The following is a 24,747-nucleotide window of genomic DNA, read 5'->3' on the forward strand; positions in this document are numbered from 1 at the left end:
GCACACAGGGCGTCTTAGGAGTTGCCGCCCATCACGGCCTCGTTGGAAACAGATTCCTGAGTGTCCGCCAGTTCCGGGTCGGCAACCAGACCGTATTCGGCCAGCGGGCCGTCTTCGCCGGCAACTTCGTCAGCCACGAAGAATTCAGCATATTCCTTCAGGCCCGGGATCACGCCGATGTGCGCCTTCTTCACGTAGAAGAACAGCGGGCGGGAGACCGGATATTCGCCGGTTGCGATGCTTTCGGTCGAAGGCACGATGCCGGACATGGTGGCAACTTGCAGCTTGTCGGTGTTGTTCTCATAAAACGCCAGGCCAAAGACGCCGATACCGTCCTTGTTGCTTTCAATGCGGGCCAGGGTCTCGGTGTAGTCGCCGTCAATATCGACCGATTTGCCGTCGGTGCGCAGGGCGATACAGGCTTTCTCGGCTGCTTTCTTCTTGGCTTTGTCACTATCCCCTTCGGCGTGGGCCAGAAGGTGCTCAAACGCGCCGGTGGCTTCGCAGCCGGCCAGGATCACCTTATCCTCAAAGACTTCGCGGGTGCCGTGTTTGGTGCCCGGAACAAAGGCCTGGATGTCGACAGCCGGGAAGTTGGCGTTCACGTCGGCCCAGGTTGTGTTCGGGTTGTCGACCAGTTCGCCGTCGACCATGATCTTGTCGGACAGCGCCAGAAACCAGTCGGTAGGGGTGTACTCAAAAGAATTGGCGTTAATGTCCGAGGCAAAAACGATGCCGTCATAGCCGATACGGACTTCGATGATGCCGGTCACGCCGTTTTCGGCGCAGGCGGCGATTTCCTTGTCCTTGATCTTGCGCGACGCATTGGCGACGTCGATGGTGTTCTCGCCCACGCCTTCGCAGAACCGCTTGAGACCAGCGGAGGAGCCGCCGGATTCCACAACCGGGGTCGGGAAATCGAAGTTTTCGCCAAAGGCTTCTGCCACGATCGAAGCATAGGGCAGAACGGTCGACGAACCGGCAACCTGCACCTGGTCGCGGGCAGCTGCTGCGGTGGCGGATACGGCGGCGATAGCCAGGGTGGAAGCGGTCAGTTTCACAAAGGACATTTGTGTCTCCAAGAGTTTCTAAGTTCGATCACCCCGTCGATGATCTAGGCCCCTCGTAGAAGCCGCTGATGAGCCTTTTGTGACGGCAGTGTAACAGCTGCATGACAAACCGCGTTTCGGCGGCAAAAAATGTGACACGAAAGAAGAAAACCGCCGCCGGGTGTCCGGCGGCGGCTTGGATTCCTTGGCAGTATTTTCAGAAAGACGGCCTACTTGGGCAGGATCACTGTGAAAACAGACCCCTGGCCCAGATCGCTTTCCACCCGCAGCCGTCCACGGTGGCGGTTGATGATGTGTTTTACAATGGCCAGCCCCAGCCCGGTTCCGCCCATCTCACGCGAGCGGTGGCTGTCGGCGCGGTAGAACCGTTCTGTCAGGCGCGGCAGATGAACGGGGTCGATGCCCGGCCCGTTGTCGATCACTTGAACACGGGCTGCAGGCACACGCACCGACGGCTCCCGTTCTGTAAAGCTAAGCTCGACGCGGACCCGGTCGCCTCCGTACTTGACTGCGTTTTCAACCAGGTTGATGAACACCTGCTGCAGCTGATCCGGATCGCCAATGACCGTTGCACTGTCCTGCGGCGCCTTCAACTCCATTGAAACGCCGCGCGCCTCGGCGACCGGAGCGAGGGTTTTCAGCGTCGTAGCCAGATGGGCGGCCAGATCGACGCTCTGCTTGGGGCGCACCCGTTCTTCGCTTTCGACCCGGTTCAGCGACAGGAGGTCCCCGACCAGGCGGTTCATCCGGCTGGCTTCGCCCTCCATAATCGTCAGGAAACGGTCCCGGGCAGCGGAATCATCCTTGGCCGGGCCGCGCAGGGTTTCGATAAAGCCGATCAAAGCCGTCAGCGGCGTGCGCAGCTCATGGCTGACATTGGCCACAAAATCGCGGCGCATCTGGCTGGCTTGCTCACGCTCGGTAATGTCATCAAAACAAACCAGGGCCGCGCCGCCGCCAACAGCGCCAATGCCAGGGACATATCGCAGGGTGACCGTGTAAGCAGTGTCTTGGGCGCCGTCGTTGGACAGGTGCCGCGCGGTTCGCGATTCCTTGTCGTTCAGGCAGGCCTCGATGGCTGTGGCAACGCTGGGCTGGCGCAGGATGGTGGCGAAGTGGCGGCCCCTGATCCCCTGCCCCAGCAGCGCCTCGGCGCCGCTGTTCACAGCGATGAAACGTTCGGTCTGGTCCACCATCACGGCAGGCAGCGGGATCGCCGCCAGAAACCCGTCAATCTGATCGGTCGTCATCTGTACTCCGCGGTTACATACCCAGCCTGTCTAGCGCCGCTGTGTAAAGCTGATGTGGCAGCCGGCCCGATTACAGCGGTTTCAGCTCTGCCCGGAAGCGGCGCATGTTGTCCTGATAGAGCTGCGCACTTTGCGTGAGCTTTTCCGCCAACTCGGCGTCCACTTCACGCACCACCTTGCCCGGGCTTCCCATCACCAGCGAGTTGTCGGGGATTTCCTTGTTCTCGGTTATCAATGCCCCTGCCCCGATCAGGCAATTCCTGCCGATCTTTGCGCCGTTCAGGATGGTGGCGCCCATGCCAACCAGGGTATTTTCACCAATAGTGCAGCCGTGCAGCATCGCCTTGTGGCCGATGGTGCAGTTCCTGCCGATGGTCAGCGGATAGCCTGCATCAATATGCATCACCACGTTTTCCTGCACATTGGTGCCTTCGCAGATGCGTATTTCCTCGTGGTCGGCGCGAATGGTGACGCCGAACCAGACCGAAGCGCCCGCCTCCATCACCACCTTGCCGATCAGGTTGGCATCCGGGGCGACCCAGGTGTCTTCGTGAAGCTGCGGCTGGTTATCCCCGAGTGCATACAAGGTCATGACTGTTCCTCGAACTGGGTTTGCAGAGTGCGGACGTGGTCCTGCAGCCGGGGCTGCTGGATGCGGCGCATCCGCTCGGCCTCGACAATGGTTTTCAGCCGGGCCTCGGTCTCGTCCAGATCATCGTTGACCAGCACGTAATCATAATAGCCCCAGTGGCTGATCTCATCCCAGCTTTTCAACATTCGCTTGGAAATCACATCCTCGCTGTCCTGAGCACGGGTTTCCAGACGGCGGCGCAGCTCGGTGATCGAGGGCGGCAGGATAAAGATCGACAGCGCGTGTTTGCCCAGGTCTGAATTGCGGATCTGGATTTCACCCTGCCAATCGACGTCGAACAGCACGTCCTGACCGGATTCTATGGTGTCTTTCACCGGGCCTGCGGGGGAGCCGTAGAAGTTACCGAACACATGGGCGTGTTCCAGCATGCCGCCTTCGGCCACCTTCTGCCGGAAGTCGTCTTCGGAGGTGAAATAATACTCGCGGCCGTGCTCCTCACCCGGACGCGGGGCGCGGGTGGTGGCGGAGACCGAAAATTTGAGGCCCGGGTCCCAAGCCATCAGACGGCGGGCCAAAGTGGATTTACCGGCGCCCGAAGGCGATGAGAGGATGATCAAAAGGCCGCGGCGGTCCGCCATCTGGGCACTCCTTTTCTTATTCTATGTTCTGCACCTGCTCGCGCATCTGGTCGATCACGGTTTTCAGTTCAAGCCCGACCGCCGTCAAGGCGCTGTGCTGCGCTTTTGAACACAGCGTGTTGGCCTCGCGGTTGAACTCCTGCATCAGGAAGTCGAATTTACGGCCCACCGCGCCGCCCTTGGCCAGAAGATCGCGGGCAGCAGTCACATGGGCGCCAAGACGGTCGAGTTCTTCTGTCACATCCGCCTTGACCGCGATCAGGGCCAGCTCCTGGGCCACGCGGTCCGGATCAGCGCCATCGGCATTGTTCATGACGCGCGCCAGGTTGGTCTTAAGCGTCTCCGCCATTTTCAACTTGCGCTCTTCGGCACGCTCCCCGGCCCGGGCCGTCAGCGCGGCGACCTGCTCCAGCTGACTGTTAAGGATTTGGGCAAGTGCGGCCCCCTCGGCTTCGCGCATTTGCACGAATTCCGCCACAAGGGTTTCCAATTCCTTGCTGAGTGCCTTGACCAGCGGTGCCGGATCATCGTCCCCCGCGGACTGTTCCAGCACCCCCTTGAACGTGAGAACCTCGGCGGCTGAAGCCGGGCGGATCTCTACCCGGTTCTGCTTGGCAATGGATTGTGTCTCAGCCAGCGACTTGATCACCGATTGCAGAACGGCACTGTTGATCCGCATCTGCGCGGTGCCGTCTTCGCTGCGCGAAACACGCAGGGTGAGCGAGACATTGCCCCGTGCCAGGGCTTTAGCCAGGGCCGACCGGACATGATTTTCAAGGCCTTCCAGCCAATCCGGCACCCGCAGCCGCAGATCCAGCCCCTTGGCATTGACCGATCGGAGCTCCCAGCTCCAGCTGTGCTGATCAGAGCTGCCCTGCGCCGAGGCAAAGGCGGTCATGCTGCGGATGGTCATGGGGCAGGCCCTCTTTTCGCTGGTGATTGATCAGCTCTACTGTCTCAAAAGTATAGGGTGCAAGCGCAATCGCATAACCGCGGCGCGCCTATCGCGTTAACCATTGCTTAAAGAAGTAGTCCAAATTTGAATTAGATTGTGTCATCTTAACTTCAGGGTAACCAAGCCGGCCCTAAGAGTTAACGCAGCCATCGGTTGCCGCAACCAAAGGGAAGGCCGGGGTTGAAGGGGATGAAGATATGATTTTTGGCAGCCGCAGCGGAACCGAAGTGCCGACAGGTCAAGACAAGGTTGTTTCCATGAACCGCTTCCGCAAGGGCGGCTCGCAATCGCCGCTGCGCCAAGCGGAAGCCTATTGGACCGCGCTGCGCCGCGGCGATGATGTGCCCAGCCGCTCGCAGATTGATCCGCGCGGGCTGGAGAACATCCTGAGCAATACCTTCATTCTGGAACGGATCGCGCCTGGCATTGCCCGCTTCCGCCTTGCCGGAACGCTGGTGAACGAAATGGCAGGTATGGAAGTGCGCGGCATGCCGGTGACGGCGTTCTTTACCACCGAGGCCCGCAAACAGCTAAGCTCGGCCATGGAGCATATGTTCGAAACCCCCGCCATTATTGAGCTGGAGCTGCAAATCGAGGCGCCGCGCCAGCGCACACCGCGTGACGCCCGCATGCTGCTGCTGCCATTGCGCAGCGACCTGGGCGATATCAGCCGGGTTCTGGGGGTTCTGGTCGCGGATGAAGGGGCGGCCGCCACCTCGCAGCGTTTCTCGATCTCGTCGATCGAAATGCGTGCGGTCGGCAAAGCCCCTGGTGCTGCCGGGTTCAAAGCCAAACCGCGGGATTCAGCCGCAGACGAGGGCCGGGACGCAAACCAGCCTAATCCGGGTTTTGCAGAAACCCAGGCGCGGTTCAAACCTGAACGTTCAATTATGGACGAGGCCAAGGCGCTGCTGGAACGCAGCCGCGCAGGTAAACTTGGGGAACCGGCAGATACAACCGCGAAGGCGGCGGACCCGAACGAAGGTAAGCGCAAGCGGGCTTCGCATCTGCGTTTGATTGTGAGCCGCGACTGACATGCAGGCGCCGGAATACGGCCCCGCCGCTTAAGTATTTTCAATTCAAGTCCAAGGTCATAGCACTTGAAGCGACTGCGCCCCGAGGGAGAACCCTGGGGCGCCTTTTTTGCATGTGCAATGTTTCAAAAGGCCACGCGCCGTAACAGCGCACGGCCTGTCCAGGCCTCAGCCAGCCTGGCGGGTGCTTTGAGAGGCCCGCAGGGCAGACAGTTCCTCGGCCACCAGGAAGGCCAGTTCCAGCGACTGGCTGGCGTTGAGGCGCGGATCGCAGGCGGTGTGGTAGCGGTCGCTCAGATCCTCATCCGTCACCGCGCGGACGCCGCCGGTGCATTCGGTCACGTCCTGGCCGGTCATTTCGAAATGCACGCCGCCCGGAATAGTGCCTTCGGCCTTGTGAACACCGAAGAAGTCGCGCACTTCGCGCAGAACACTGTCGAAGGGACGGGTTTTGTAACCGGTGGAGGATTTGATGGTGTTGCCATGCATCGGGTCGCAGACCCAGGTGACATTGGCGCCCTCTTCCTTGACCGCCTTGACCAAGCGCGGCAGATGTTCACCGGCCTTGCCTGCGCCGAAGCGGGCGATCAGGGTCAGCTTGCCCTCTTCGTTCTCCGGGTTCAGGCGCGAAATCAGCACCTTCAGGTCTTCGGCGGTGGTGGTCGGGCCGCATTTCAGGCCGATCGGGTTCAGCACGCCGCGGCAGAACTCGACATGGGCGCCGTCTGGCTGGCGGGTGCGGTCGCCGATCCAGATCATGTGGCCGGAACCGGCCAGCCATTTGCCGGAGGTTGAATCAAGCCGGGTCAGCGCTTCCTCATATTCCAGCAGCAGCCCTTCGTGGCTGGTGTAGAAATCCACGGTCGAGAATTCGTGGGTGGTGTCGGCGGTTATGCCGGCGGCAGCCATGAAATCAATGGTGTCCTGAATACGGTTTGCGATCTCGCTGTATTTCTGGACTTCCTGCTCATCGGTAAAGCCCAGGGTCCAGGAATGCACCCGGCTCATATCGGCAAACCCGCCGGTAGAGAAAGCGCGCAGCAGGTTCAGCGTTGCAGCGGCCTGGGTATAGGCCTGCAGCATCTTCTGCGGGTTGGGAATGCGCGCGGCAGAGGTAAAGTCCAGCTCGTTGATGATGTCGCCGCGGTAGCTGGGCAGCTCAACGCCATCAATGATTTCGGTCGGCGCGCTGCGCGGCTTGGCAAACTGGCCGGCCATACGGCCCACTTTCACCACCGGCACCTTGGCGCCATAGGTCAGCACCATCGCCATCTGCAGCATCACCATAAAGGTGTCGCGGATCGCATCAGCGCTGAACTGGTCAAAGCTTTCGGCGCAATCGCCGCCCTGCAGCAGAAAGGCTTCGCCGCGCCCTGCAGCACCAATATGCTGTTTAAGGCGGCGCGCTTCGCCGGCAAAGACCAGCGGGGGGAATTTGGAAAGCTGAGCCTCGACAGCATTCAGCGCTGCCGCATCGGTATAGTCCGGCATTTGAACCCGCGGCTTGTTGCGCCAGTCCGTTTTTTGCCATTCGCTCATGACTTTATCTCCGCATCAGAGGTCTTTGGATTGTGTTGGGGGCTCTATACAAAATCCGCACCGGGGTGGCCAGTTTAGAATTGCGCCCACTTGACCCCGGGTCCAAGCTGTGAGCACGGTTTCCCGACCTGCCGCGGAGCGTGCTGCCGCGGCCCGAATTGTTTCTTGAAGGACGCTCGCCATGCAGACGCCACGCAAGCCTGCTGATTCTGGAGTTGACGCCGGCCAGCCAAAGCGGTTCGTTTTTGTGCTTCTCGATAAGTTCACGATGCTTTCCTATGCATCGGCTGTCGAATGCCTGCGGATTGCCAACCGGATGCATGGGAAGGACACCTATGCCTGGACGCTGATCGGTGAGGGCGGTGAAACGGTGACCTGTTCGGCCGGCACCACGTTCAATCTGGACGGCGATCTGAGCGACCTGCACCGCGATGATGTGGTCATGCTGTGCTCTGGTATTGATGTGCAGGACTCCACCACCAAAAAGCTCTTGGCCTGGCTGCGCCGCGAAGCCCGCAAGGGGCTGACCATCGGCGGTCTTTGCACCGCTTCTTACACATTGGCCAAGGCCGGTCTGCTGGACGGTAAGCGGGCAACCATCCACTGGGAAAACGCCGACAGCTTTGCCGAGGAGTTCGACGAGGTTGACCTGACCAAATCGGTCTTTGTGATTGATGGCAACCGGCTGTCCACTGCAGGCGGCACCTCGTCCATCGATCTGATGCTCAAGCTGATTGCCAATGACCATGGCGAGGAGCTGGCCAATGCGGTGGCGGACCAGCTGATCTATTCGTCCATCCGGACCGACCAGGATACCCAGCGGCTGTCGATCCCGACCCGCATCGGGGTGCGCCATCCGAAGCTGTCAATGGTGATCCAGATGATGGAAGCCAATATCGAAGAGCCGATCAGCCCGTCGGTTCTGGCGCAGGACGTCGGCATGTCCACCCGCCAGCTGGAGCGTCTGTTCCGCCGCTACCTGAACCGCTCGCCCAAGCGCTACTACATGGAAATCCGGCTGCAAAAGGCGCGCAACCTGCTGATGCAGACGGATATGAGCGTGATCAACGTGGCACTGGCCTGCGGCTTTGCCTCACCGTCGCATTTCTCCAAGTGCTACCGGGCGCATTACGACACCACCCCTTACCGCGAACGCGGCAGCAAGGCGGCAACGTACAAGGTGTGACCAACGCTGCCAGCCCGCTGGTCAGCGCGATAGCCTGTACACCGCGCCCTCGCTTTCCGAAGCAAACCAGATACTGCCGTCGGGCGCCTCCTGCAGGTCACGGATGCGCCCGGTTTCGCCGCTGCGCAGCTGCTCCGCTTCTATAAGGGGCGTTCCCGAAAGGCGGGAAATGTAGTCGAATTTCAGCGAGCCTACAAAGATATCTCCGCGCCACTGCGGCCACATCCGGCCGGAGTAAATCATCAAACCGGACGGTGCGATGGACGGATCCCAGTACCATTCCGGCTGCTCCATTCCTGGTTTCGCGGTGCCTTCGCCGATTTTGCCCCCCGAATAATGGCGCCCGTAAGAAATCACCGGCCAGCCGTAGTTGGCGCCCTTGCGGACCCGGTTCACCTCATCGCCGCCTTTGGCGCCGTGTTCCGCAACCCACAGGTTGCCCTGCAGATCCAGCGCCATGCCCTGCGGATTGCGGTGTCCGTAGGACCAGATTTCCGGCTGTGCACCTTGCGTGCCAGTGAACGGATTGCCGGCAGGAACCGAGCCGTCACGGTTGATCCGCACCACCGATCCCTGATGCAGCCGCAGATTTTGGGCACTGGGCCGGTCGCCGCGCTCGCCCAGCGAAGTGAACAGGCTGCCATCCCTCGCTTCCACCACGCGGGCGCCGAAATGCCGCCCGCCCAATGCACCCGGTGCAGCTTCGAACAGCACCCGGACGTCTGTCAGGCGGGTGTTGTCCGGGCTAAGCCGCCCAACAGCCAGCGCGGTGCCTGCACCGCGGCCCTGACGCCTGGCAAAGGTCAAGAAAACCTCGCGGCTTTGGGTGAAATCCCTTGGCACCATCACATCCAGCAGGCCGCCCTGCCCTTCGGCGGCCACGGGAGGCACCCCTTTGACATGTTGTTTGCGCCCCGCGCGGACATGAAGCAACTGCCCATCGCGTTCAGTTACCAGCAGGCTGCCGTCCGGCAGAAAATCAATTGCCCAAGGCACATCAAAGCCATCGGCCATCATCGTTACACTAAGATCTCCCTGACTGGACGGAAGCTTTTCTGCATAAGAAGCCGTGAAAACCGTCATCAGCGCGGCGGCTACCGTCAAAAGGCGTGAGTACTCCAGCATTGAGGTCTTTTCCTTCTGTTGATTCCCTTGTAAATCCACGCCCGCGCTGCATCCGGGGATCATATGGAGGTGCAGCATAAACCAAGCGGCCTGGGGAAAACTGTTCCGGTTCAATAGGACTTTTCTTTTGGAACCGGCTTGCCTAGGGTCCGATGTGAACATTTTTGTTCCAACAATGGGAGTTTTCAAATGAAGAAACTGCTGATGGCCACTGCGGCCGCTGCGCTGACGGCTGGCACCGCATATGCCGGCGGCCACGCCAAGGAAGTGAAGCTCGGCATCTTGTTCGGATTCACCGGCCCGATTGAATCGCTGACGCCGGCAATGGCCAGCGGCGCGGAACTGGCGATGGAAGAAGTCACCAAATCCGGCAAACTGCTGGACAGCGCGACCGTCAGCTCTGTTCGTGCTGACAACGGCTGTGTCGACAACGGCCTGGCTGTGGCCAACGCCGAGAAAATCATCTCAGAAGGCGTGAACGGCATTGTCGGCGGCGATTGCTCGGGCGTGACCGGTGCAGTTCTGCAAAACGTGGCCATCCCCAACGGCATGGTGATGATTTCCCCGTCCGCCAGCTCGCCCGGGCTGAGCACAATGGAAGACAACGGCCTGTTCTTCCGCACCACGCCTTCGGACGCGCGCCAGGGTGAGATCATGGCAGACGTGCTGAAAGAGCGCGGCGTCTCGTCGATCGCACTGACCTACACCAACAACGACTACGGCAAAGGTCTTGCGGATTCGATCCAATCCGCCTTCGAAGCCTCCGGCGGCGAAGTCACCATCGTTGCGGCCCACGAAGACGGCAAAGGCGATTATTCGGCTGAAGTCGGCGCGCTGGCCTCGGCTGGCGGCGACGTTCTGGTTGTTGCCGGTTACCTGGACCAAGGCGGTCTGGGCATCATCCAAGGCTCGCTGGACAGCGGCGCGTTTGACATGTTCGGCCTGCCCGACGGCATGATCGGCGATTCCCTGCCGCAAAATGTCGGCCCGGATCTCGATGGGTCTTTCGGCCAGATCGCAGGCTCGGACAGCGAAGGCTCCAAGGTTTTTGCTGAAATGGCCAAGGAAGCAGGCTTTGACGGCACGTCGGCTTATGCGCCGGAATCCTATGATGCTGCTGCGCTGTTCCTGCTGGCAATGCAGGCTGCCAATTCGACCAAACCGGCGGACTACATGGGCAAGATCCTTGATGTTGCCAATGGACCGGGCGAGCCGATCAACCCCGGCGAGCTGGGTAAGGCACTGGAAATCCTCGCCGCTGGCGGTGAGATCGATTATCAGGGCGCAACCGGCGTTGAGCTGATCGGCCCGGGTGAAAGCGCGGGTTCTTACCGCGAAGTCGAAGTCAAAGGCGGCAAAATCGAAACCGTCAAGTTCCGCTGATACGACCCTGAAAAGACACAGAAAATGATCAGCCCGGGTTCCGCCCGGGCTGTTCCAAATTTAAAACGCCGCAAAATCGCGGCAGGGGATGAAATGTCATGATCGTCGTCGAGGACTTGCATAAGCACTTCGGCGGGTTCCATGCGGTTGACGGCGCTTCGCTGGAAATCGCTAAGGGGTCCATAACCGGTTTGATCGGCCCGAACGGGGCCGGCAAGACCACTTTGTTCAATGTAATCGCGGGTGTTTTGCCGCCGACCTTTGGCCGTGTCACCATGGACGGTGAGGATATCACCGGCCTGCCCCCGCATGAGCTGTTCCACAAGGGCCTCTTGCGCACCTTCCAGATCGCGCATGAGTTCTCATCCATGACGTGCCGGGAAAACCTGATGATGGTGCCTGGCGCGCAATCAGGCGAAACCCTGTGGAACACATGGTTCGGCCGCAAGCGGATCGCCGACGAGGAACGCGCTCTGCGGGCCAAGGCGGATGAGGTGCTGGAATTCCTCACCATCAGCCATATCGCAGATCTGAAGGCAGGACAGGTATCCGGCGGCCAGAAGAAGCTGCTGGAGCTGGGCCGCACCATGATGGTGGATGCCAAAATCGTCTTTCTGGATGAGGTCGGCGCCGGCGTGAACCGGACCCTGCTGTATACCATTGCTGATGCGATCAAGCGTCTGAACGAGGAGCGCGGCTATACTTTTGTCGTCATTGAGCACGACATGGAATTCATCGGCCGCCTGTGCGATCCGGTGATCTGCATGGCTGAGGGGAAGAAACTGGCCGAAGGTACCTTGGACGAGATCAAAGCGAATGAGCAGGTGATCGAGGCCTATCTGGGCACTGGCCTGAAGAACAAAGACAAGCTGGAAAACACGTGATGGATTGCTTTGCTGCTTATTGGGGCTCTGCCCCCGCCGCTGCGCGGCTCCCCCGGAGTATTTTCAGAAAGATGAAAGGGGCAGCGAATGTCTGAACCATTTCTAATTGGTGATTGCATGACAGGCGGATACGGCAAGGGGCCGGATATCCTGCATGATTGCACCATCGCCGTGAACCCCGGCGAGATCGCCGTCATTGTTGGCCCGAACGGGGCCGGTAAATCCACCGCGATGAAGGCAGTGTTCGGGATGCTGAACGTGCATTCAGGGACTGTGCGGCTGGGCGGCGAGGATATCACCGCGCTGTCGCCGCAGGACCGGGTGGTCAAGGGCATGGGGTTTGTGCCCCAGACCAGCAACATCTTCACCTCGATGACGGTGGAGGAGAACCTGGAAATGGGTGCCTTTATCCGAACTGATGATTTTTCCGGGACCATTGAGCAAATCTATAGCCTGTTCCCGATCCTGCGCGACAAGCGTAGCCAGCCGGCGGGTGAGCTGTCCGGCGGCCAGCGCCAGCAGGTGGCAGTGGGCCGTGCGCTGATGACCAAACCCAAGGTCTTGATGCTGGACGAACCCACAGCGGGCGTGTCCCCCATCGTGATGGATGAGCTGTTCGACCGGATCATCGAGGTTGCCCGCACCGGGCTGCCGGTCCTGATGGTGGAGCAGAACGCCAAGCAAGCGCTTGAGATCGCGGACAAAGGTTATGTTCTGGTGCAGGGGCGCAATGCCTATTCCGGCACCGGCAAGGAGCTGCTGGCCGATCCCGAAGTGCGCAAGTCGTTCTTGGGGGGGTGAGGTATGAAGATCGCTATACCAATATACCTCGCGCTGTCTTCTGGTGTTTCAGCCGAGCCCTGTTTGCTTAAAGAAGTTTGTACAGCCGAAACTGTATGTGCAAACGAGAGCCTCAGCTTGGAATTTTCGGGACAACCGCCGAACAAAGTTGAAACAAATTTTGGAATTTTTGAAGTCGAGCACGTTTCCGAAGCTGGCCAAGTAATGGACAAGATCGACGTGTCTGGAGCCGAATGGACAATCAAGTCCCCGCAGAAAATGCTTACGGCGCGTACTGAAGACGAACACGCCAGCCAATCCCTGTTTTTAACAACAAACGATGAAAACAGATTTTCGGCAACACTGTGGACCCAGCCCCGGAAATACATCGACTACGTGAATGCAAGACGCGTATTCACCGGACCCTGCGAAAAGGTGTTCTAATGGACCTTCTCAACGCCCTCGTGGCGCTTACCAACTTTGTTTTTGTCCCCGGGCTCGCCTATGGCAGCCAGCTGGCGCTTGGCGCGCTAGGTGTAACGCTGATCTACGGGATCCTGCGGTTCTCGAACTTTGCCCATGGCGACACCATGGCGTTCGGTGCGATGGTGACGATCCTGATCACCTGGCTGTTTCAATCGATGGGGATCAGCTTTGGAGTGCTGCCAACCGCGCTGCTGGCCCTGCCTTTTGGCATCCTGGGGACCATTGGCCTCGCGCTTCTGACCGACCGGACCGTTTACCGGTTCTACCGCGAGCAGAAGGCAAAACCGGTGATCTTTGTCATGGTCTCGCTTGGTGTAATGTTCATGATGAACGGTATCGTTCGCTTCATCATCGGCCCTGGCGACCAGCGGTTTGCCGACGGCGAGCGTTTCATTATCAAGGCGCGCGCCTTCAAGCAGATGACCGGCCTGAACGAAGGCCTGGCGATCAAGACCACCCAAGGCATCACCGTGATCACCGCGATCATCGTTGTGGCGGCGCTGTTTTGGTTCCTGAACAAGACCCGCACCGGAAAATCCATGCGCGCCTATTCGGATAACGAGGATCTGGCGCTGCTGTCAGGTATCAACCCGGAGCGCGTGGTGATGTACACCTGGATGATCGTGGCGGCGCTGGCGACCATAGCAGGTGTGCTTTACGGTCTCGACAAGTCGTTCAAGCCCTTCACCTATTTCCAGCTGCTGCTGCCGATCTTTGCCTCGGCCATTGTTGGCGGCCTCGGCAGCCCGCTGGGCGCCATTGCGGGCGGGTTCATCATTGCCTTTTCCGAGGTGACGATCACCTATGCATGGAAAAAGGCTCTGACCTACGGGCTGCCGGACAGCCTGGCGCCTGACGGGCTGGTTCAGCTCCTCAGCACCGATTACAAATTCGCGGTCTCCTTTGCGATCCTGATTGTTGTCCTCCTGTTCAAGCCCACCGGCCTTTTCAAAGGGAAAGCGGTATGACCGACACTATGAAACATACCCTTCTTTTCGTCTTTGTCGGCGTGATGATCCTGGCTGAAGGCATGACCGACTTCCTGTTCTTCTCCGGCTCCTGGAACTCGGCGCTGGTGATCCTGAACATGGGGCTGATTTCAGCCATTATGGCGATCGGCGTGAACATCCAATGGGGCTTTGCAGGGCTGTTCAACGTCGGCATCATGGGTTTCACCGCGCTTGGCGGGCTGGCTGTGGTGCTGACCTCAACCCCAGTGATCCCTGCGGCCTGGTCCTCGGGCGGGGTCAGCATTTTGATGGCGCTGGTCATGGGCGCCATGACCGTGGTTGCCGGTGTGATGATCAGCAAATTCATGGCCCCCGGCAAACTGCGTGCGTTGGTGCTGGCTGGTATGATGATCGCGGGTTTCTTTGTCTACCGTGCGATCTTTGATCCGGCGGTTGGTGCGGTTGAGGCGATCAACCCGGCACTGCAAGGCAACATTGGCGGCTTGGGCCTGCCGGTGCTGCTGGCCTGGCCTGCGGGCGGACTGCTGGCTGCGGGTGCTGCCTGGCTCATTGGCAAGACCGCATTGGGCCTGCGTTCGGACTATCTGGCGATTGCCACGCTGGGCATCGCCGAGATCATCCTTGCCGTACTGAAGAACGAGGACTGGCTGTCGCGTGGCGTAAAAAACGTCGTCGGCCTGCCCCGTCCGCTGCCTTATGAAGTGGATCTGCAGAACGATCCGGGCTTTGTCGAGAGTGCCGCAGGGTTTGGTCTCGACCCAGTTCTGGCCTCGACCATCTACGTCAAGGCAGGCTATGCGCTGATGTTCACCGCGGTGCTGCTGGCGCTGCTGTGGATGGCGCAGATGGCGTTGAAAAGCCCCTGGGGCCGGATGATGCGCGCAATCCGCGACAACGAGACCGCGGCCGAGGCAATGGGCAAGAATGTGACCCGCCGCCATCTGCAGATCTTTGTGCTGGGCTCCGCGATCTGCGGCATTGCCGGTGCGATGATGACCACACTGGACAGCCAGCTGACACCGGGCACCTACAACCCGCTGCGTTTCACCTTCCTGATCTGGGTAATGGTGATTGTCGGCGGTTCCGGCAACAACTTTGGCGCGGTGCTGGGCGGCATGCTGATCTGGTTCTTCTGGATCAAAGTGGAGCCGATGGGCATTCTGCTGATGGAAGCTGTCACCTCCGGCATGGCCGAAGGCAGCGCTCTTAAGGCGCATCTGGTAGAGAGCGCCTCGCACATGCGGCTGTTCACGATGGGCTTGATACTGCTGCTTGTTCTCAGATTCAGCCCGCGCGGGCTGATTCCTGAAAAATAAAACAAGCGCCGCCCTGGAGGTCCGGGCGGCGCTTTTGGCTTCTTTCTGGTGGTAAATACCCCCGCCGGAGGCATGGGTTCGGCGTCAGCCGAACCCATTCTTACTCTCAGCGCCCTTTGAACAGGCTGCCGAGAATGCCGCGGACAATCCGGCGCCCGGTTGTGCCCTTCAGCTCCTTGATCACCGCTTCAGACATTGCCGAGGTGAAGCTGTCTTTCTTGCGGAAAACCTTTGCAGACGAGCGGCTGACCCTTGAACCGGAATACCGGCGGGCGGCGTTGAATTCCCGCGCCATCGGCTGGTGGGCCTCTTCTGCCGCAGCCTCGGATTCTTCCGCTTCCTCTGCCGCCGCCTCCGCTCGCTGTGCCAGGATTTCATAGGCCGACCGCCGGTCCAGCGGATTGTCGTATTTCCCCGCCATGTCCGAATTTTTCAGCATTTCCTCCCGCTCCTGAACCGTAAGCGGTCCAAGCCGGGTACCTGGCGGGCGGATCAGCGTGCGTTCAACCACGCCCGGCACGCCTTTTTTCTGCAGCATTGAGGTGACGGCTTCGCCGACGCCAACCTCACGGATAGCCTCTCCGGTGGAAAAACGCGGGTTCTCGCGGTAGGTTTCCGCCGCCAGTTTCAGGTTTCTGCGGTCCCTGGCGGTAAAAGCACGCAGCGCGTGCTGGATACGGTTGCCAAGCTGGCCGAGGATATCCTCCGGCACATCAGCCGGATTCTGGGTGACAAAATAGATCCCCACCCCTTTGGACCGGATCAGCCGCGCCACTTGTTCGACCTTGTCGACCAGCGCTTTCGGCGCATCCTCAAACAAGAGATGCGCCTCATCGAAAAAGAACACCAGGCGCGGTTTCTCAGGATCGCCCACCTCGGGCAGCTCTTCGAACAGCTCGCTCAGCAGCCACAGCAAAAAGGTTGAATAGAGCCCCGGCGCCGCCATCAGCTTGTCTGCGGCCAGAATGTTGACCACGCCCTTACCAGCGTCATCGCACCGCATCAGATCGCTGAGCGCCAATGCCGGCTCCCCGAACAGGCCGGCACCGCCCTGATTTTCCAGTACTAGCAGACGCCGCTGGATAGCACCGATTGAAGCCGGGGACACGTTGCCGTAGCGCAGGGACAGCTGCGTCCGGTTTTCTCCGATCCAGACCAACAGCGATTGCAGATCTTTCAAGTCCAGCAGCGGCAAGGCGTCTTCATCTGCCAGCCTGAACGCGATGTTTAAAATGCCTTCCTGCGCTTCGCTCAGCTCCAATAGCCGGGACAGCAGCAGCGGGCCCATTTCCGCAACAGTAGTTCGCACAGGATGGCCCTGTACACCGTACAGGTCCCAGAACGTCACCGGGCAGGCATGATAGCAGTAATCAGCAAACCCGATTTTTTCCGCGCGCGAGGTGAAGGCGTCATGCAGTTTGTGGCTTGGTGATCCAGGCTTTGCCAAGCCGGACAGATCCCCCTTCACATCCGCCAAAATCACCGGCACGCCGGCATTGGAAAACCCTTCAGCCAGGATTTGCAGAGTGACAGTCTTGCCTGTGCCGGTTGCCCCGGCGATCAGCCCATGCCGGTTGGCGTATTTCAGTGCCAGCCCCTGCGGCGTGCCATAACCTTCGCCGCCGCCGCCCAGAAAGATACTGTCTGCCATGCCCGTCCCCTGCCTGTCTTTTTCCCTGTGGATAACAATACAACGTTAACTTTTCAGTGCGATAGTCAATCTTGCCCGCCCCCGCAAATGCGGTTGCCGTGGCGGACATTTCCTCCCTGTCAGACTGGCCGTGCCTTGTGCACGGCCTCCTTTTTTCGACGGGACTGCCTGCAAAACAGGCAAATACCGCGGCGATCCGGACAGCCAGGGTTCCATTCCCCCTAAATTGAAGCCTGCGCGACTTTTTTTGAACTTGCATGTTGACCGATGGCCAGCCCTTTCGTAACGTCCTACGCAATAACTAAGTCGGCCAGTCCGACGGGGAGACACAACACGAAAAAGGGGGCCATCCGGTTCCCTTTTTTGTTCCGGTACAGTGACTTCCGGGCTTGAAACATTTTGCGCGGATTTCCCCGCAGATCATTTGTTATTGGCCTGACACCACCCGGCCGGCGTGGTAAACGCAAAACCAGCGTCTTTAGAAAAATGAGGCATTCATGTTGAAGTCCCTGACCCCGATCACGCTTGCCGCAGTGCTGGCCATGTCCGCCCCGCTGGCGGCACAGGAAACAGCCGCGGAAGAGACTGCGGGGGCGGAATCCGCTGAGCAGACAGAACAAACGGAATCAACCGCAGATCAGCTGCTGGACCTGGGCGAACCGGTCAGCGACGGCCCTCAGGCCGGCGAGCGCTACTCCAAGGAAACCCACGGCGATTGGGATCTGGCCTGCATCAAAACTGACAGCGGCACCGACCCCTGCTCGCTGTTGCAGGTGCTGGCAGGCCCACAAGGCAACCCGATTGCCGAAGTGTCGCTGTTCCGTATCGACCAGCAAGGCGGCCAGGCCGTTGCCGGGGCCACCGTCATCGTGCCGCTGGAAACCCTGCTGCCCGCGGCTCTGACGATCTCGATCGATGGCGCCCCGGCCAAACGCTACAACTATTCGTTTTGCAACCAGCTGGGCTGCGTTGCACAGATCGGCCTGACCCAGGGCGACATCGACGCCTTCCGGAAGGGCAAGGAAGCCGTTCTGTCGCTGCGTCCGGCGCCGGCACCGGATCAAGTGGTGCAGATGAAACTGTCGCTGAGCGGTTTCACTGCCGGCTTTGACGTTGTGGACGTGGTCAAGCAATAAGCCCGCTGGCATTGAAAACTGAAAACGCCGCGCGCCGTCGGGCCGCGGCGTTTTTCTTTGCTTGTTTCAGACCTTGCGCAGGGCCAGCACCGCGTTCAGCCCGCCAAAGGCAAAGGCGTTGGACAGGGCCACATCGACCTTGGCCTCGCGGGCCTCATTCGGCACCACATCCAGCGCGCATTCCGGATCGGGGTCTTCATAACCGATAGTCGGAGCGATCACCCCGTCGCGCAGCGCCATGATGCAGGCCAGCAACTCCACCGCACCGGTGCCGCCGATAAGATGGCCATGCATGGATTTGGTGGAGGAGATCATCAGCCTGTCCGCATGGGGGCCGAAAACATCCGCGACGGCAGCGCATTCAGTCTTGTCATTGGCGGCGGTGCCGGTGCCATGAGCGTTGATATATCCCACCTCAGACGCGTTGATACGGGCATCCTGCAATGCGCCAGAAATGGCACGGGCGGCGCCCTGCTTGCTGGGCATCACGATGTCGGAAGCGTCCGAGGACATGGCAAATCCGATGATTTCGCACAGAATTTCTGCATCGCGTGCCCTGGCGTGCTCATATTCTTCGAACACAAATATGCCTGCGCCCTCGCCCTGCACCATACCATTGCGGTTGGCGCTGAACGGGCGGCAGGCGTCCTTGGACATCACCCGCAGCCCTTCCCAGGCCTTGACTCCGCCAAAGCACAGCATGGATTCAGAGCCGCCGGTGATCATTGCCGGGCTCATACCCGAGCGCACCATCTGAAACGCCTGCGCCATCGCGTGATTGGAGGACGCACAGGCCGTGGACACGGTGAAACTGGGCCCCTTGAGGTTGAACTGCATAGACACATGCCCGGCTGCCGCATTGTTCATCAGCTTAGGCACCACAAAGGGGTGCACCCGGTTCTTGCCGTCCTCATAAACGCTGCGGTAGTTCTCATCCAGCGTTTGCATGCCGCCGCCGGAGTTGCCCAGAACCACGCCGGCCTTGGCGGACAGATCGCCATGGAACTCCAGGCCTGATTGCTCGATCGCCTCTTTGGCCGCAGTCAAGGTGAACTGGGTGAACCGGTCATAGAGGCTCATCTGCTGGCGGTTGAACCGCCCTTCTGCCTCAAATCCGCGGACCTGGCCGCCGATGCGGATTGCCAGGCGGTCCACATCGCGAAACTCCAATTCTCCAATGCCGCAACGGCCTTCGCGCATGGCCTCCAGTGTGGCGGGCACGGAATGTCCCAGGGCATTGATGGTTCCAGCCCCGGTGATGACGACGCGCTTCATTGGCTATCTTACGCTTTTTCCAAAATCAGCTTGTCGATGCCTTCGACGATAGCCGCAACATTGGAAATGTTAAAATCACTGTTTTCGGGTTCATTGGCATTGAAGGGAATCGAAACATCAAACTCCTCTTCAATGGCAAAGATGCTTTCCACCAGGCCCAGGCTGTCGATGCCCAGATCCTCCAACGTGCTGTCGAGGGTCACATCCGACGGCTCAAGAACTGCCTGTTCGGCAATAATTGCAATGACCTTGTCCTGCGTGCTCATGTGGAGATCCCCGACGTTGTGGCTGAGGCAGATGTAGTAATTCGGCCGTTACTTGAAAACAGCCTTTTTTAACAATTCGATGTCACGCATCAAACGCGGCAGGCGGCGTTGTGCTTTATACATCTCAGTGTGGGTCTCCATCTTGACGCTGGGATAGCCCATGATCACCCGGCCCGCAGGCACGTTCGACAGGATCTTGGTGCCGCCGCCAGCGATCACCCCGTCGCCGATGAAAATATTGTCGACTACACCGCATTGGCCGCCCAGCACCACGTTGTTGCCGACATCGACAGAACCGGAAATGCCGGTCTGGCCGCATAGCAGGCAATCATTCCCGACCCGGGTGTTGTGGCCCACATGCACCTGATTGTCGAGCTTGCTGCCATTGCCGATCACCGTGTCGCGGATGGTGCCGTTGTCCAAAGTGCAATTGGAGCCGATTTCCACGTCATCACCAATGGTGACGGCTCCCAAAGAGTGGATGCGGACCCAGGCCTGCGCCCTGGCCTCGCCCTGATCGCCCATGGTCTTGCGGGCGTTTTCAGCACCGGAAACTTCGGGGGTGACATAGGAAAATCCGTCGCCGCCGACGCGTGCGCCAGGCTGGGCACGGAAACGGGCGCCGATGGTTGCCCGGGCGCCGATCGAGACCATTTCGCGCAATTGAGCGTCTTCGCCAATCACAACATCTGTTCCGATATAGCAATGCGGACCGATGACCGAGCGGGCACCGATTTCGGCGCCGGCACCGATGACAGCCAGCGGCCCGACTGACACATCCTCACCCAGCTTGGCCGTAGGGTCGATCACTGCAGAGGGGTGAACACCGGCAGCAAACCCCTGCCCCCGGTCCAGAATCGCGGTTACGCCGGACATGGTCAGGCGCGGACGCGGAGCAAAAATAGCGGCCTTCAGACCAAATGACTGCCAGTCCGCCCCCTCCCACAGCACCGCGGCCTGCGCATTGCCAGCTTTAAGACCCTCGGCATATTTCGGCGCCATGGCCATGGCGATCTGATCTGCCTTTGCATCCTGCGGCTCCGCCGCGCCTGCAATTTGCAGGTCCAGGTCGCCCTGGGCTTCAATTCCCAGGGACTCAGCGATCTGGCGGATAGTGAACATGGCAGGCCCTTTCAGAATAATCCTGTGTGGGCCTGCTATTTACCCTTGAACGCCGGGCAGTACCACCCCTGCCCGTTCCAGTGCCGCCCAGATCTTGGCGTCGCGGCCATAGACATCGCGGCGGAACTCTGCGCGGCCTTTGCTGGACACAACGGCGGTCCGGTAGATGATATGCACCGGCACTTTCTGGTCCAGCGCCACCTTGGTTTCCTTGCCGCTGCTCAGGATGCGGTGGAAGAAATCTTTCGGGTTTTCGCTTTGCTTGGCCAGCAGCGCATAGGCGAATTCAAACGGTTGCGCCAGCCGGATACAGCCATGCGAGAATGCGCGCACTTCGCGGGCAAACAGGCTCTTTTGCGGGGTGTCGTGCAGATAGATGTTGTATTTGTTCGGGAACATGAATTTGACCAGCCCCAGCGCGTTGCGGCTGCTGGGGGGCTGCCGCATGGAGAACGGAAAGTTCCGCGCAGTATACTGTGAAAAATCAGCGGACCCTCGGTTCACCACCCGGCCGCGCCGATCGGTGATTTGGATATGGCCGACCGCATTAGGGTTGCTCTGCAGCTTTGGCAGATACTCCTTGGTGATGATCGAGCGCGGCACATACCAGCTCGGGTTTATCACCATATGCTCCATCTCGTCGGAGAATTCCGGGCTGCGGCGGTCATGCGTGTTCTTGCCGATTACCGAACGGGTTTCAAAGGTCACATCACCATTATCAACGATTTTGGCAGTGAAATCCGTCTGGTTGACCAGAATGTGCCGCTCACCCCGGTCCGGTGTCAGCCAGCGTTCACGCTCCATCGCGATGATTATGGACTTCAAACGGTTGGAGACAGGTTTGTTTACCTCGGCGATTGTGCCAGCGCCAGCCACGCCGTCGGTTTCCAATCCATGATCGGATTGGAAGCTTTGCACAGCTTGCTCCAGCGCGGCGTCATAGCTGCGTGCAGCGCTCCGCTGCAAATACCCCATCGCCATCAGACGGTTCCGCAGGGCAATGACAGCCGGGCCCTGATCACCAGGCTCCAGTTTCTTGGCGTTGACACCCGGCCCCCAGCCGCCCGCCGCAAGGATCTGCTCCAGCCGCAGTTTTTCGCGCATCAAACCGCGGTATTGCGGCGATTCCGGCACCAGGCTGCGCATGTAAGCATAAGGCTGCTGATCCCGGATGCCCTCCAGAAAGCCGGTCCCGTCAACCGTATGTTTCTTGCGCACCATGCCATCGTCGATCCGCGACGGCACCAGCAGGCCAGTCTGCAGGTCAGTCGCATAATCCACCAGTGCCTGGCTCAGCGCGGCCTCGATGGTGCCGATATCACGTGTGGTGCGCACGCCGCGCATTTGCTGCAGCAGCGCGCTGACCTCGGCTGAACGGTCCGGCAGCCCATGGGCATTGGTTTCGTTCAACGCCGCTAACAGGGCGGTTCGGCGCTGGCGCGACGCCTCATCCGTGCCTGTCCAAATCGCCTGATATCCGTTTTCTCGGTAGAATTTGGCCACGGCATCGCTGCCGGAGGCGGCTTCAGCCACTGCTTGGCGGAAAGCCGCCGAAATTTCAGCCTGCGCTGAACTGGAAACAGTCCCCGCGGTCAGGCCGCCCAAGGCCAGGGCAAAAAGCCCTGCTTTAATCCCCGGCAAAAAGTTTCCTGCGGATGCGCGCGTCATAATATCCGGTCCTTGAGCCGATTTTTGCTAATCTTAGCGGTGCCTATCTGAAATTCTGGTAAATGCCAGCCGGTGTTGTCCATTCACATTTGCGAAATGTTAACATTGATGCACCTATGCCGCGTCTAAGAAGCCCTGTTGCAACAGTCGCGGGGAAAAGTTCCATCGCCCTCCCCTTTTGCGCAAGAAATTGCCGAAAAACGGGCTATCCGTTCTAGTGCGGCAAACAAATGTTGGAACCAGATTCAGGCTGTGCCATACATGCCGCACGTTAACTAAGACAGTTGGCGAGCCCGTAACATCGGGCGATTAGGCAGGACTAGAAGCGTACGGGACGGCGCAGTGAAAATGGCGAAAACCACGGGCACGGGGATCTCCCGGCGTTCTCTTTTGGGTGTATTTGCTGCAACCGCAGTGGCAGCAGCCCCGACTTTTTCCAATGCAGCAGGCTTCTTGCGAGGCGGCGGTGATATCCGCCGGATCCGCATGTACTCTGGCCGCACTGGCGAACGGTTGGACATGGTCTACTGGATCGACGGCCAGTACATCAAAGACGCGGTCAGGGAAGTCAATCATTTCATGCGCGATTGGCGGACGGATCAGGTCAAGGACATGGACCTTCGCACAATTGATATCATGGCCGCCTCGCACAATCTGCTGGATGTGAATGAGCCCTTTATGCTGCTGTCCGGCTACCGCAGCCCGAAAACCAATGCAATGCTGCGCAGCCGCTCGCGCGGGGTGGCAAAGAACTCCCTGCATATGCGCGGCCAGGCTGCAGATCTGCGGCTGGCATCGCGGTCAGTGTCGCAAATGGCCAAGGCCGCCGAGGCCTGCCATGCCGGCGGCGTCGGTAAGTACCAGCGTTCGAATTTCGTGCATATGGATTGCGGTGTTGTCCGCACCTGGCGCGGCTGACCGCCATACCTTTGCAAGAATGCAAGCCTGCATAGCCTAGTGCGGGCTTTTTAGGTTTCAGAACACACGCCAGCCCGGAACGCCTCCAGCTTTGGCCATGAAATTGTAAACAGCCGGTTTTTCCCGTTGCAGAGGCTGCAAAGCACGGTTATACCCCGCTTTAACGACGCACCTGTAGCTCAGCTGGATAGAGCGCTGCCCTCCGAAGGCAGAGGCCAGAGGTTCGAATCCTCTCAGGTGCGCCAAATCTCCCTGAAATTCCACCTAGACCCGCCCATCCAGGCTGCCAGCACTTGTTTCGAATAATGTGCTGAAATGTTCATCATCCATGCCTCCTGTGCCTTACTCCTGAAAATCGCTAACTGCGCTGGATAGCTCAGCCGCCGCCGCGTAAAACGCGAGGCTGCGAAGATAGCCTGGCGCTTCTTCGCCAAACGCTTTCAACACCTCTTCAGCCGGTTGCATGAAATCCCCGGCAAGTTCCGGCGGAGCTGAAAGAAACCTGCTGGCCCAAGCTTCATCGTCCAGCTCACCCCCAAAGAGCGTTCGGATTTCTTGAACGATATCTTCAAATATCCCCGGTTCGGGTGTGTTCAGCGCCGCGTTGACCAATCTTCTAAGCTCTGTGCCGCGCTGGCCTTGCAGGGAATAATGCACCGCGGCAACTTGGCGCTTGTTCAGATGCAGCGGCAAATATCCCAGGGCGAGGTGTCCCTTTCCAGGCTTTGAAATCACGTTGAAACCGGCGTTTCGCCCATCAGCCGAAACTGTCACGGAATCTATGGGGAGAGCGCTAATGCCCGTAGCGGCTTCAAGAACCGATAAAAGTTCGGACTTTTCAATGGAGCCAGAGACCCCTGCATTTAGAGAGATGCCCGCGACCAGCACTTCCCGGCCTCTGAAAACCCTTGAGATTATCGCCCGCCCACGGAAATCATACGCCAGGACGTCAGCATACGGGCTGCATTCCGGATTGGCTTCAGGATAATACAATACGCTTTCTCCGGCAGACGGATCCATTTGGGTCAAGCGTTCGACGTCGAATTTGGCGAGTTTAGACATCGCAAAACGCCCAGCAGCGTCAATTGTTATGAGCCCCCCTGGCCCGGCGCCGCCTGATCCTCCGACAAGCAGTTCAGCGCTCATTGTCCCCAAGAACCCTGCCTCCTTACTGTCATGGGGACCTTTAATCGAAAGCGCAGGATAACATGTGTTTTTCTTATTGCTGCCGGCCCCCAGAATCCTTGTGCCTCTGTCTACATCAATCAGATCGCCAGGATAAATCGTATGAAGCTCTCTTGCAGGGAATGCCCCCAACGGCAGGAAGTAGAGCGCCTCCAACGCTCGGAACCGTGCTTGAACCTGTGTCACATCGGGAGAGGAATGCCCAAAACCGGGTAAAAATGCTGCGGCAACCAGACTCACCACCGCTGCATATTTTGTTACACGCATTAGAATACCCTCCGCTGTGCCTATAACCGGCAAGAGAGAAACTATGGCGT

Annotated in this window: 23 protein-coding genes and 1 tRNA gene; 11 read left to right on the forward strand and 13 right to left on the reverse strand. The window is 59.4% G+C overall.

All coding sequences use genetic code 11. The features are described 5' to 3' along the window. Positions 1-14: 14 nt before the first annotated feature. The 5 genes from K3724_RS09730 to K3724_RS09750 all read right to left on the reverse strand — a co-directional run bounded on the left by K3724_RS09730 (position 15) and on the right by K3724_RS09750 (position 4,463). The gene (locus K3724_RS09730; protein WP_259992212.1) at positions 15-1,070 is read right to left on the reverse strand and encodes a substrate-binding domain-containing protein; all 1,056 of its coding nucleotides are present in this window, start codon (positions 1,068-1,070) and stop codon (positions 15-17) included. Between the two features lie 209 nt (positions 1,071-1,279). Continuing rightward, positions 1,280-2,320: an ATP-binding protein gene (locus tag K3724_RS09735; RefSeq protein WP_259992214.1), complete on the reverse strand. Its 1,041-nt coding sequence runs from the start codon at positions 2,318-2,320 to the stop codon at positions 1,280-1,282. A 70-nt stretch (positions 2,321-2,390) separates the two neighbouring features. Continuing rightward, the gene (locus K3724_RS09740; RefSeq protein ID WP_259992216.1) at positions 2,391-2,912 is read right to left on the reverse strand and encodes a gamma carbonic anhydrase family protein; all 522 of its coding nucleotides are present in this window, start codon (positions 2,910-2,912) and stop codon (positions 2,391-2,393) included. Continuing rightward, entirely contained in the window at positions 2,909-3,550 is a 642-nt protein-coding gene (gene gmk, locus K3724_RS09745) for a guanylate kinase (protein ID WP_259992218.1), read from the reverse strand. Before gmk ends, K3724_RS09740 begins: the two co-directional genes overlap by 4 nt. Before the next feature lie 16 nt (positions 3,551-3,566). After that, positions 3,567-4,463, reverse strand: a complete 897-nt coding sequence (locus K3724_RS09750; protein WP_259992220.1) for a YicC/YloC family endoribonuclease — start codon at positions 4,461-4,463, stop codon at positions 3,567-3,569. A gap of 239 nt (positions 4,464-4,702) precedes the next feature. On the opposite strand from K3724_RS09750, the gene K3724_RS09755 reads away from it, so the two are divergent. Next, the gene (locus tag K3724_RS09755) at positions 4,703-5,539 is read left to right on the forward strand and encodes a PAS domain-containing protein (RefSeq protein WP_259992222.1); all 837 of its coding nucleotides are present in this window, start codon (positions 4,703-4,705) and stop codon (positions 5,537-5,539) included. 168 nt (positions 5,540-5,707) lie between these two features. Here the strand turns inward: K3724_RS09755 and K3724_RS09760 are convergent, their stop codons facing one another. Further along, a complete protein-coding gene (locus K3724_RS09760) occupies positions 5,708-7,078 on the reverse strand; it encodes a class II 3-deoxy-7-phosphoheptulonate synthase (RefSeq protein WP_259992224.1) in 1,371 nt (456 codons plus the stop codon). Between the two features lie 181 nt (positions 7,079-7,259). On the opposite strand from K3724_RS09760, the gene K3724_RS09765 reads away from it, so the two are divergent. Further along, positions 7,260-8,264, forward strand: a complete 1,005-nt coding sequence (locus K3724_RS09765) for a GlxA family transcriptional regulator (RefSeq protein ID WP_259992226.1) — start codon at positions 7,260-7,262, stop codon at positions 8,262-8,264. A 21-nt stretch (positions 8,265-8,285) separates the two neighbouring features. Here the strand turns inward: K3724_RS09765 and K3724_RS09770 are convergent, their stop codons facing one another. Then, entirely contained in the window at positions 8,286-9,347 is a 1,062-nt protein-coding gene (locus tag K3724_RS09770; protein ID WP_409201418.1) for a PQQ-dependent sugar dehydrogenase, read from the reverse strand. Positions 9,348-9,578: 231 nt separating this feature from the next. On the opposite strand from K3724_RS09770, the gene K3724_RS09775 reads away from it, so the two are divergent. From K3724_RS09775 to K3724_RS09800, 6 genes are all read left to right on the forward strand, one after another. Continuing rightward, entirely contained in the window at positions 9,579-10,772 is a 1,194-nt protein-coding gene (locus K3724_RS09775; protein ID WP_129370861.1) for an ABC transporter substrate-binding protein, read from the forward strand. A gap of 98 nt (positions 10,773-10,870) precedes the next feature. After that, the gene (locus tag K3724_RS09780) at positions 10,871-11,656 is read left to right on the forward strand and encodes an ABC transporter ATP-binding protein (protein ID WP_129370860.1); all 786 of its coding nucleotides are present in this window, start codon (positions 10,871-10,873) and stop codon (positions 11,654-11,656) included. An 87-nt stretch (positions 11,657-11,743) separates the two neighbouring features. Continuing rightward, positions 11,744-12,457, forward strand: coding sequence for an ABC transporter ATP-binding protein (locus tag K3724_RS09785; RefSeq protein WP_259992233.1), 714 nt, complete (start codon positions 11,744-11,746; stop codon positions 12,455-12,457). 3 nt (positions 12,458-12,460) lie between these two features. Then, positions 12,461-12,880, forward strand: coding sequence for a hypothetical protein (locus K3724_RS09790; RefSeq protein ID WP_259992235.1), 420 nt, complete (start codon positions 12,461-12,463; stop codon positions 12,878-12,880). Beyond that, positions 12,880-13,890, forward strand: a complete 1,011-nt coding sequence (locus K3724_RS09795) for a branched-chain amino acid ABC transporter permease (RefSeq protein WP_259992237.1) — start codon at positions 12,880-12,882, stop codon at positions 13,888-13,890. The genes K3724_RS09790 and K3724_RS09795 overlap by 1 nt, the downstream gene beginning before the upstream one ends. After that, complete coding sequence (locus K3724_RS09800; protein WP_259992239.1) at positions 13,887-15,209, forward strand: branched-chain amino acid ABC transporter permease; 1,323 nt, start codon at positions 13,887-13,889, stop codon at positions 15,207-15,209. Before K3724_RS09795 ends, K3724_RS09800 begins: the two co-directional genes overlap by 4 nt. Before the next feature lie 106 nt (positions 15,210-15,315). Here the strand turns inward: K3724_RS09800 and K3724_RS09805 are convergent, their stop codons facing one another. Then, positions 15,316-16,860, reverse strand: coding sequence for a DUF853 domain-containing protein (locus K3724_RS09805; RefSeq protein ID WP_259992241.1), 1,545 nt, complete (start codon positions 16,858-16,860; stop codon positions 15,316-15,318). 497 nt (positions 16,861-17,357) lie between these two features. Between K3724_RS09805 and K3724_RS09810 the strand changes: the two genes are divergently transcribed. After that, entirely contained in the window at positions 17,358-17,996 is a 639-nt protein-coding gene (locus tag K3724_RS09810) for an invasion associated locus B family protein (protein ID WP_259992243.1), read from the forward strand. A gap of 66 nt (positions 17,997-18,062) precedes the next feature. Here the strand turns inward: K3724_RS09810 and K3724_RS09815 are convergent, their stop codons facing one another. Genes K3724_RS09815 through K3724_RS09830 form a run of 4 tightly spaced genes read right to left on the reverse strand, consistent with a single transcriptional unit; the run spans position 18,063 to position 22,327 of the window. Beyond that, positions 18,063-19,271: a beta-ketoacyl synthase gene (locus K3724_RS09815; RefSeq protein ID WP_259992245.1), complete on the reverse strand. Its 1,209-nt coding sequence runs from the start codon at positions 19,269-19,271 to the stop codon at positions 18,063-18,065. An 8-nt stretch (positions 19,272-19,279) separates the two neighbouring features. Continuing rightward, a complete protein-coding gene (locus K3724_RS09820; RefSeq protein WP_129370852.1) occupies positions 19,280-19,537 on the reverse strand; it encodes an acyl carrier protein in 258 nt (85 codons plus the stop codon). 48 nt (positions 19,538-19,585) lie between these two features. Continuing rightward, positions 19,586-20,659 carry a UDP-3-O-(3-hydroxymyristoyl)glucosamine N-acyltransferase gene (lpxD, locus tag K3724_RS09825; protein WP_259992247.1) on the reverse strand — a complete coding sequence of 358 codons (1,074 nt, stop codon included), beginning with the start codon at positions 20,657-20,659 and terminating at the stop codon, positions 19,586-19,588. A gap of 39 nt (positions 20,660-20,698) precedes the next feature. Continuing rightward, complete coding sequence (locus K3724_RS09830) at positions 20,699-22,327, reverse strand: murein L,D-transpeptidase (RefSeq protein WP_259992250.1); 1,629 nt, start codon at positions 22,325-22,327, stop codon at positions 20,699-20,701. A gap of 348 nt (positions 22,328-22,675) precedes the next feature. Here K3724_RS09830 and K3724_RS09835 point away from each other — a divergent pair, with 348 nt between their 5' ends. Both K3724_RS09835 and K3724_RS09840 read left to right on the forward strand, forming a co-directional pair. Continuing rightward, positions 22,676-23,245 (forward strand): DUF882 domain-containing protein, encoded by a 570-nt coding sequence (locus K3724_RS09835; protein ID WP_129370849.1) that lies wholly within the window; start codon positions 22,676-22,678, stop codon positions 23,243-23,245. Between the two features lie 168 nt (positions 23,246-23,413). Further along, positions 23,414-23,490 (forward strand) — tRNA-Arg (locus tag K3724_RS09840). A 97-nt stretch (positions 23,491-23,587) separates the two neighbouring features. Here K3724_RS09840 and K3724_RS09845 read toward each other — a convergent pair. Further along, positions 23,588-24,697 carry a hypothetical protein gene (locus K3724_RS09845; protein WP_259992252.1) on the reverse strand — a complete coding sequence of 370 codons (1,110 nt, stop codon included), beginning with the start codon at positions 24,695-24,697 and terminating at the stop codon, positions 23,588-23,590. Between the last annotated feature and the right edge of the window lie 50 nt (positions 24,698-24,747).

This window comes from Leisingera sp. M658 (assembly GCF_025144145.1).
In the GTDB taxonomy this organism is placed as follows: domain Bacteria; phylum Pseudomonadota; class Alphaproteobacteria; order Rhodobacterales; family Rhodobacteraceae; genus Leisingera.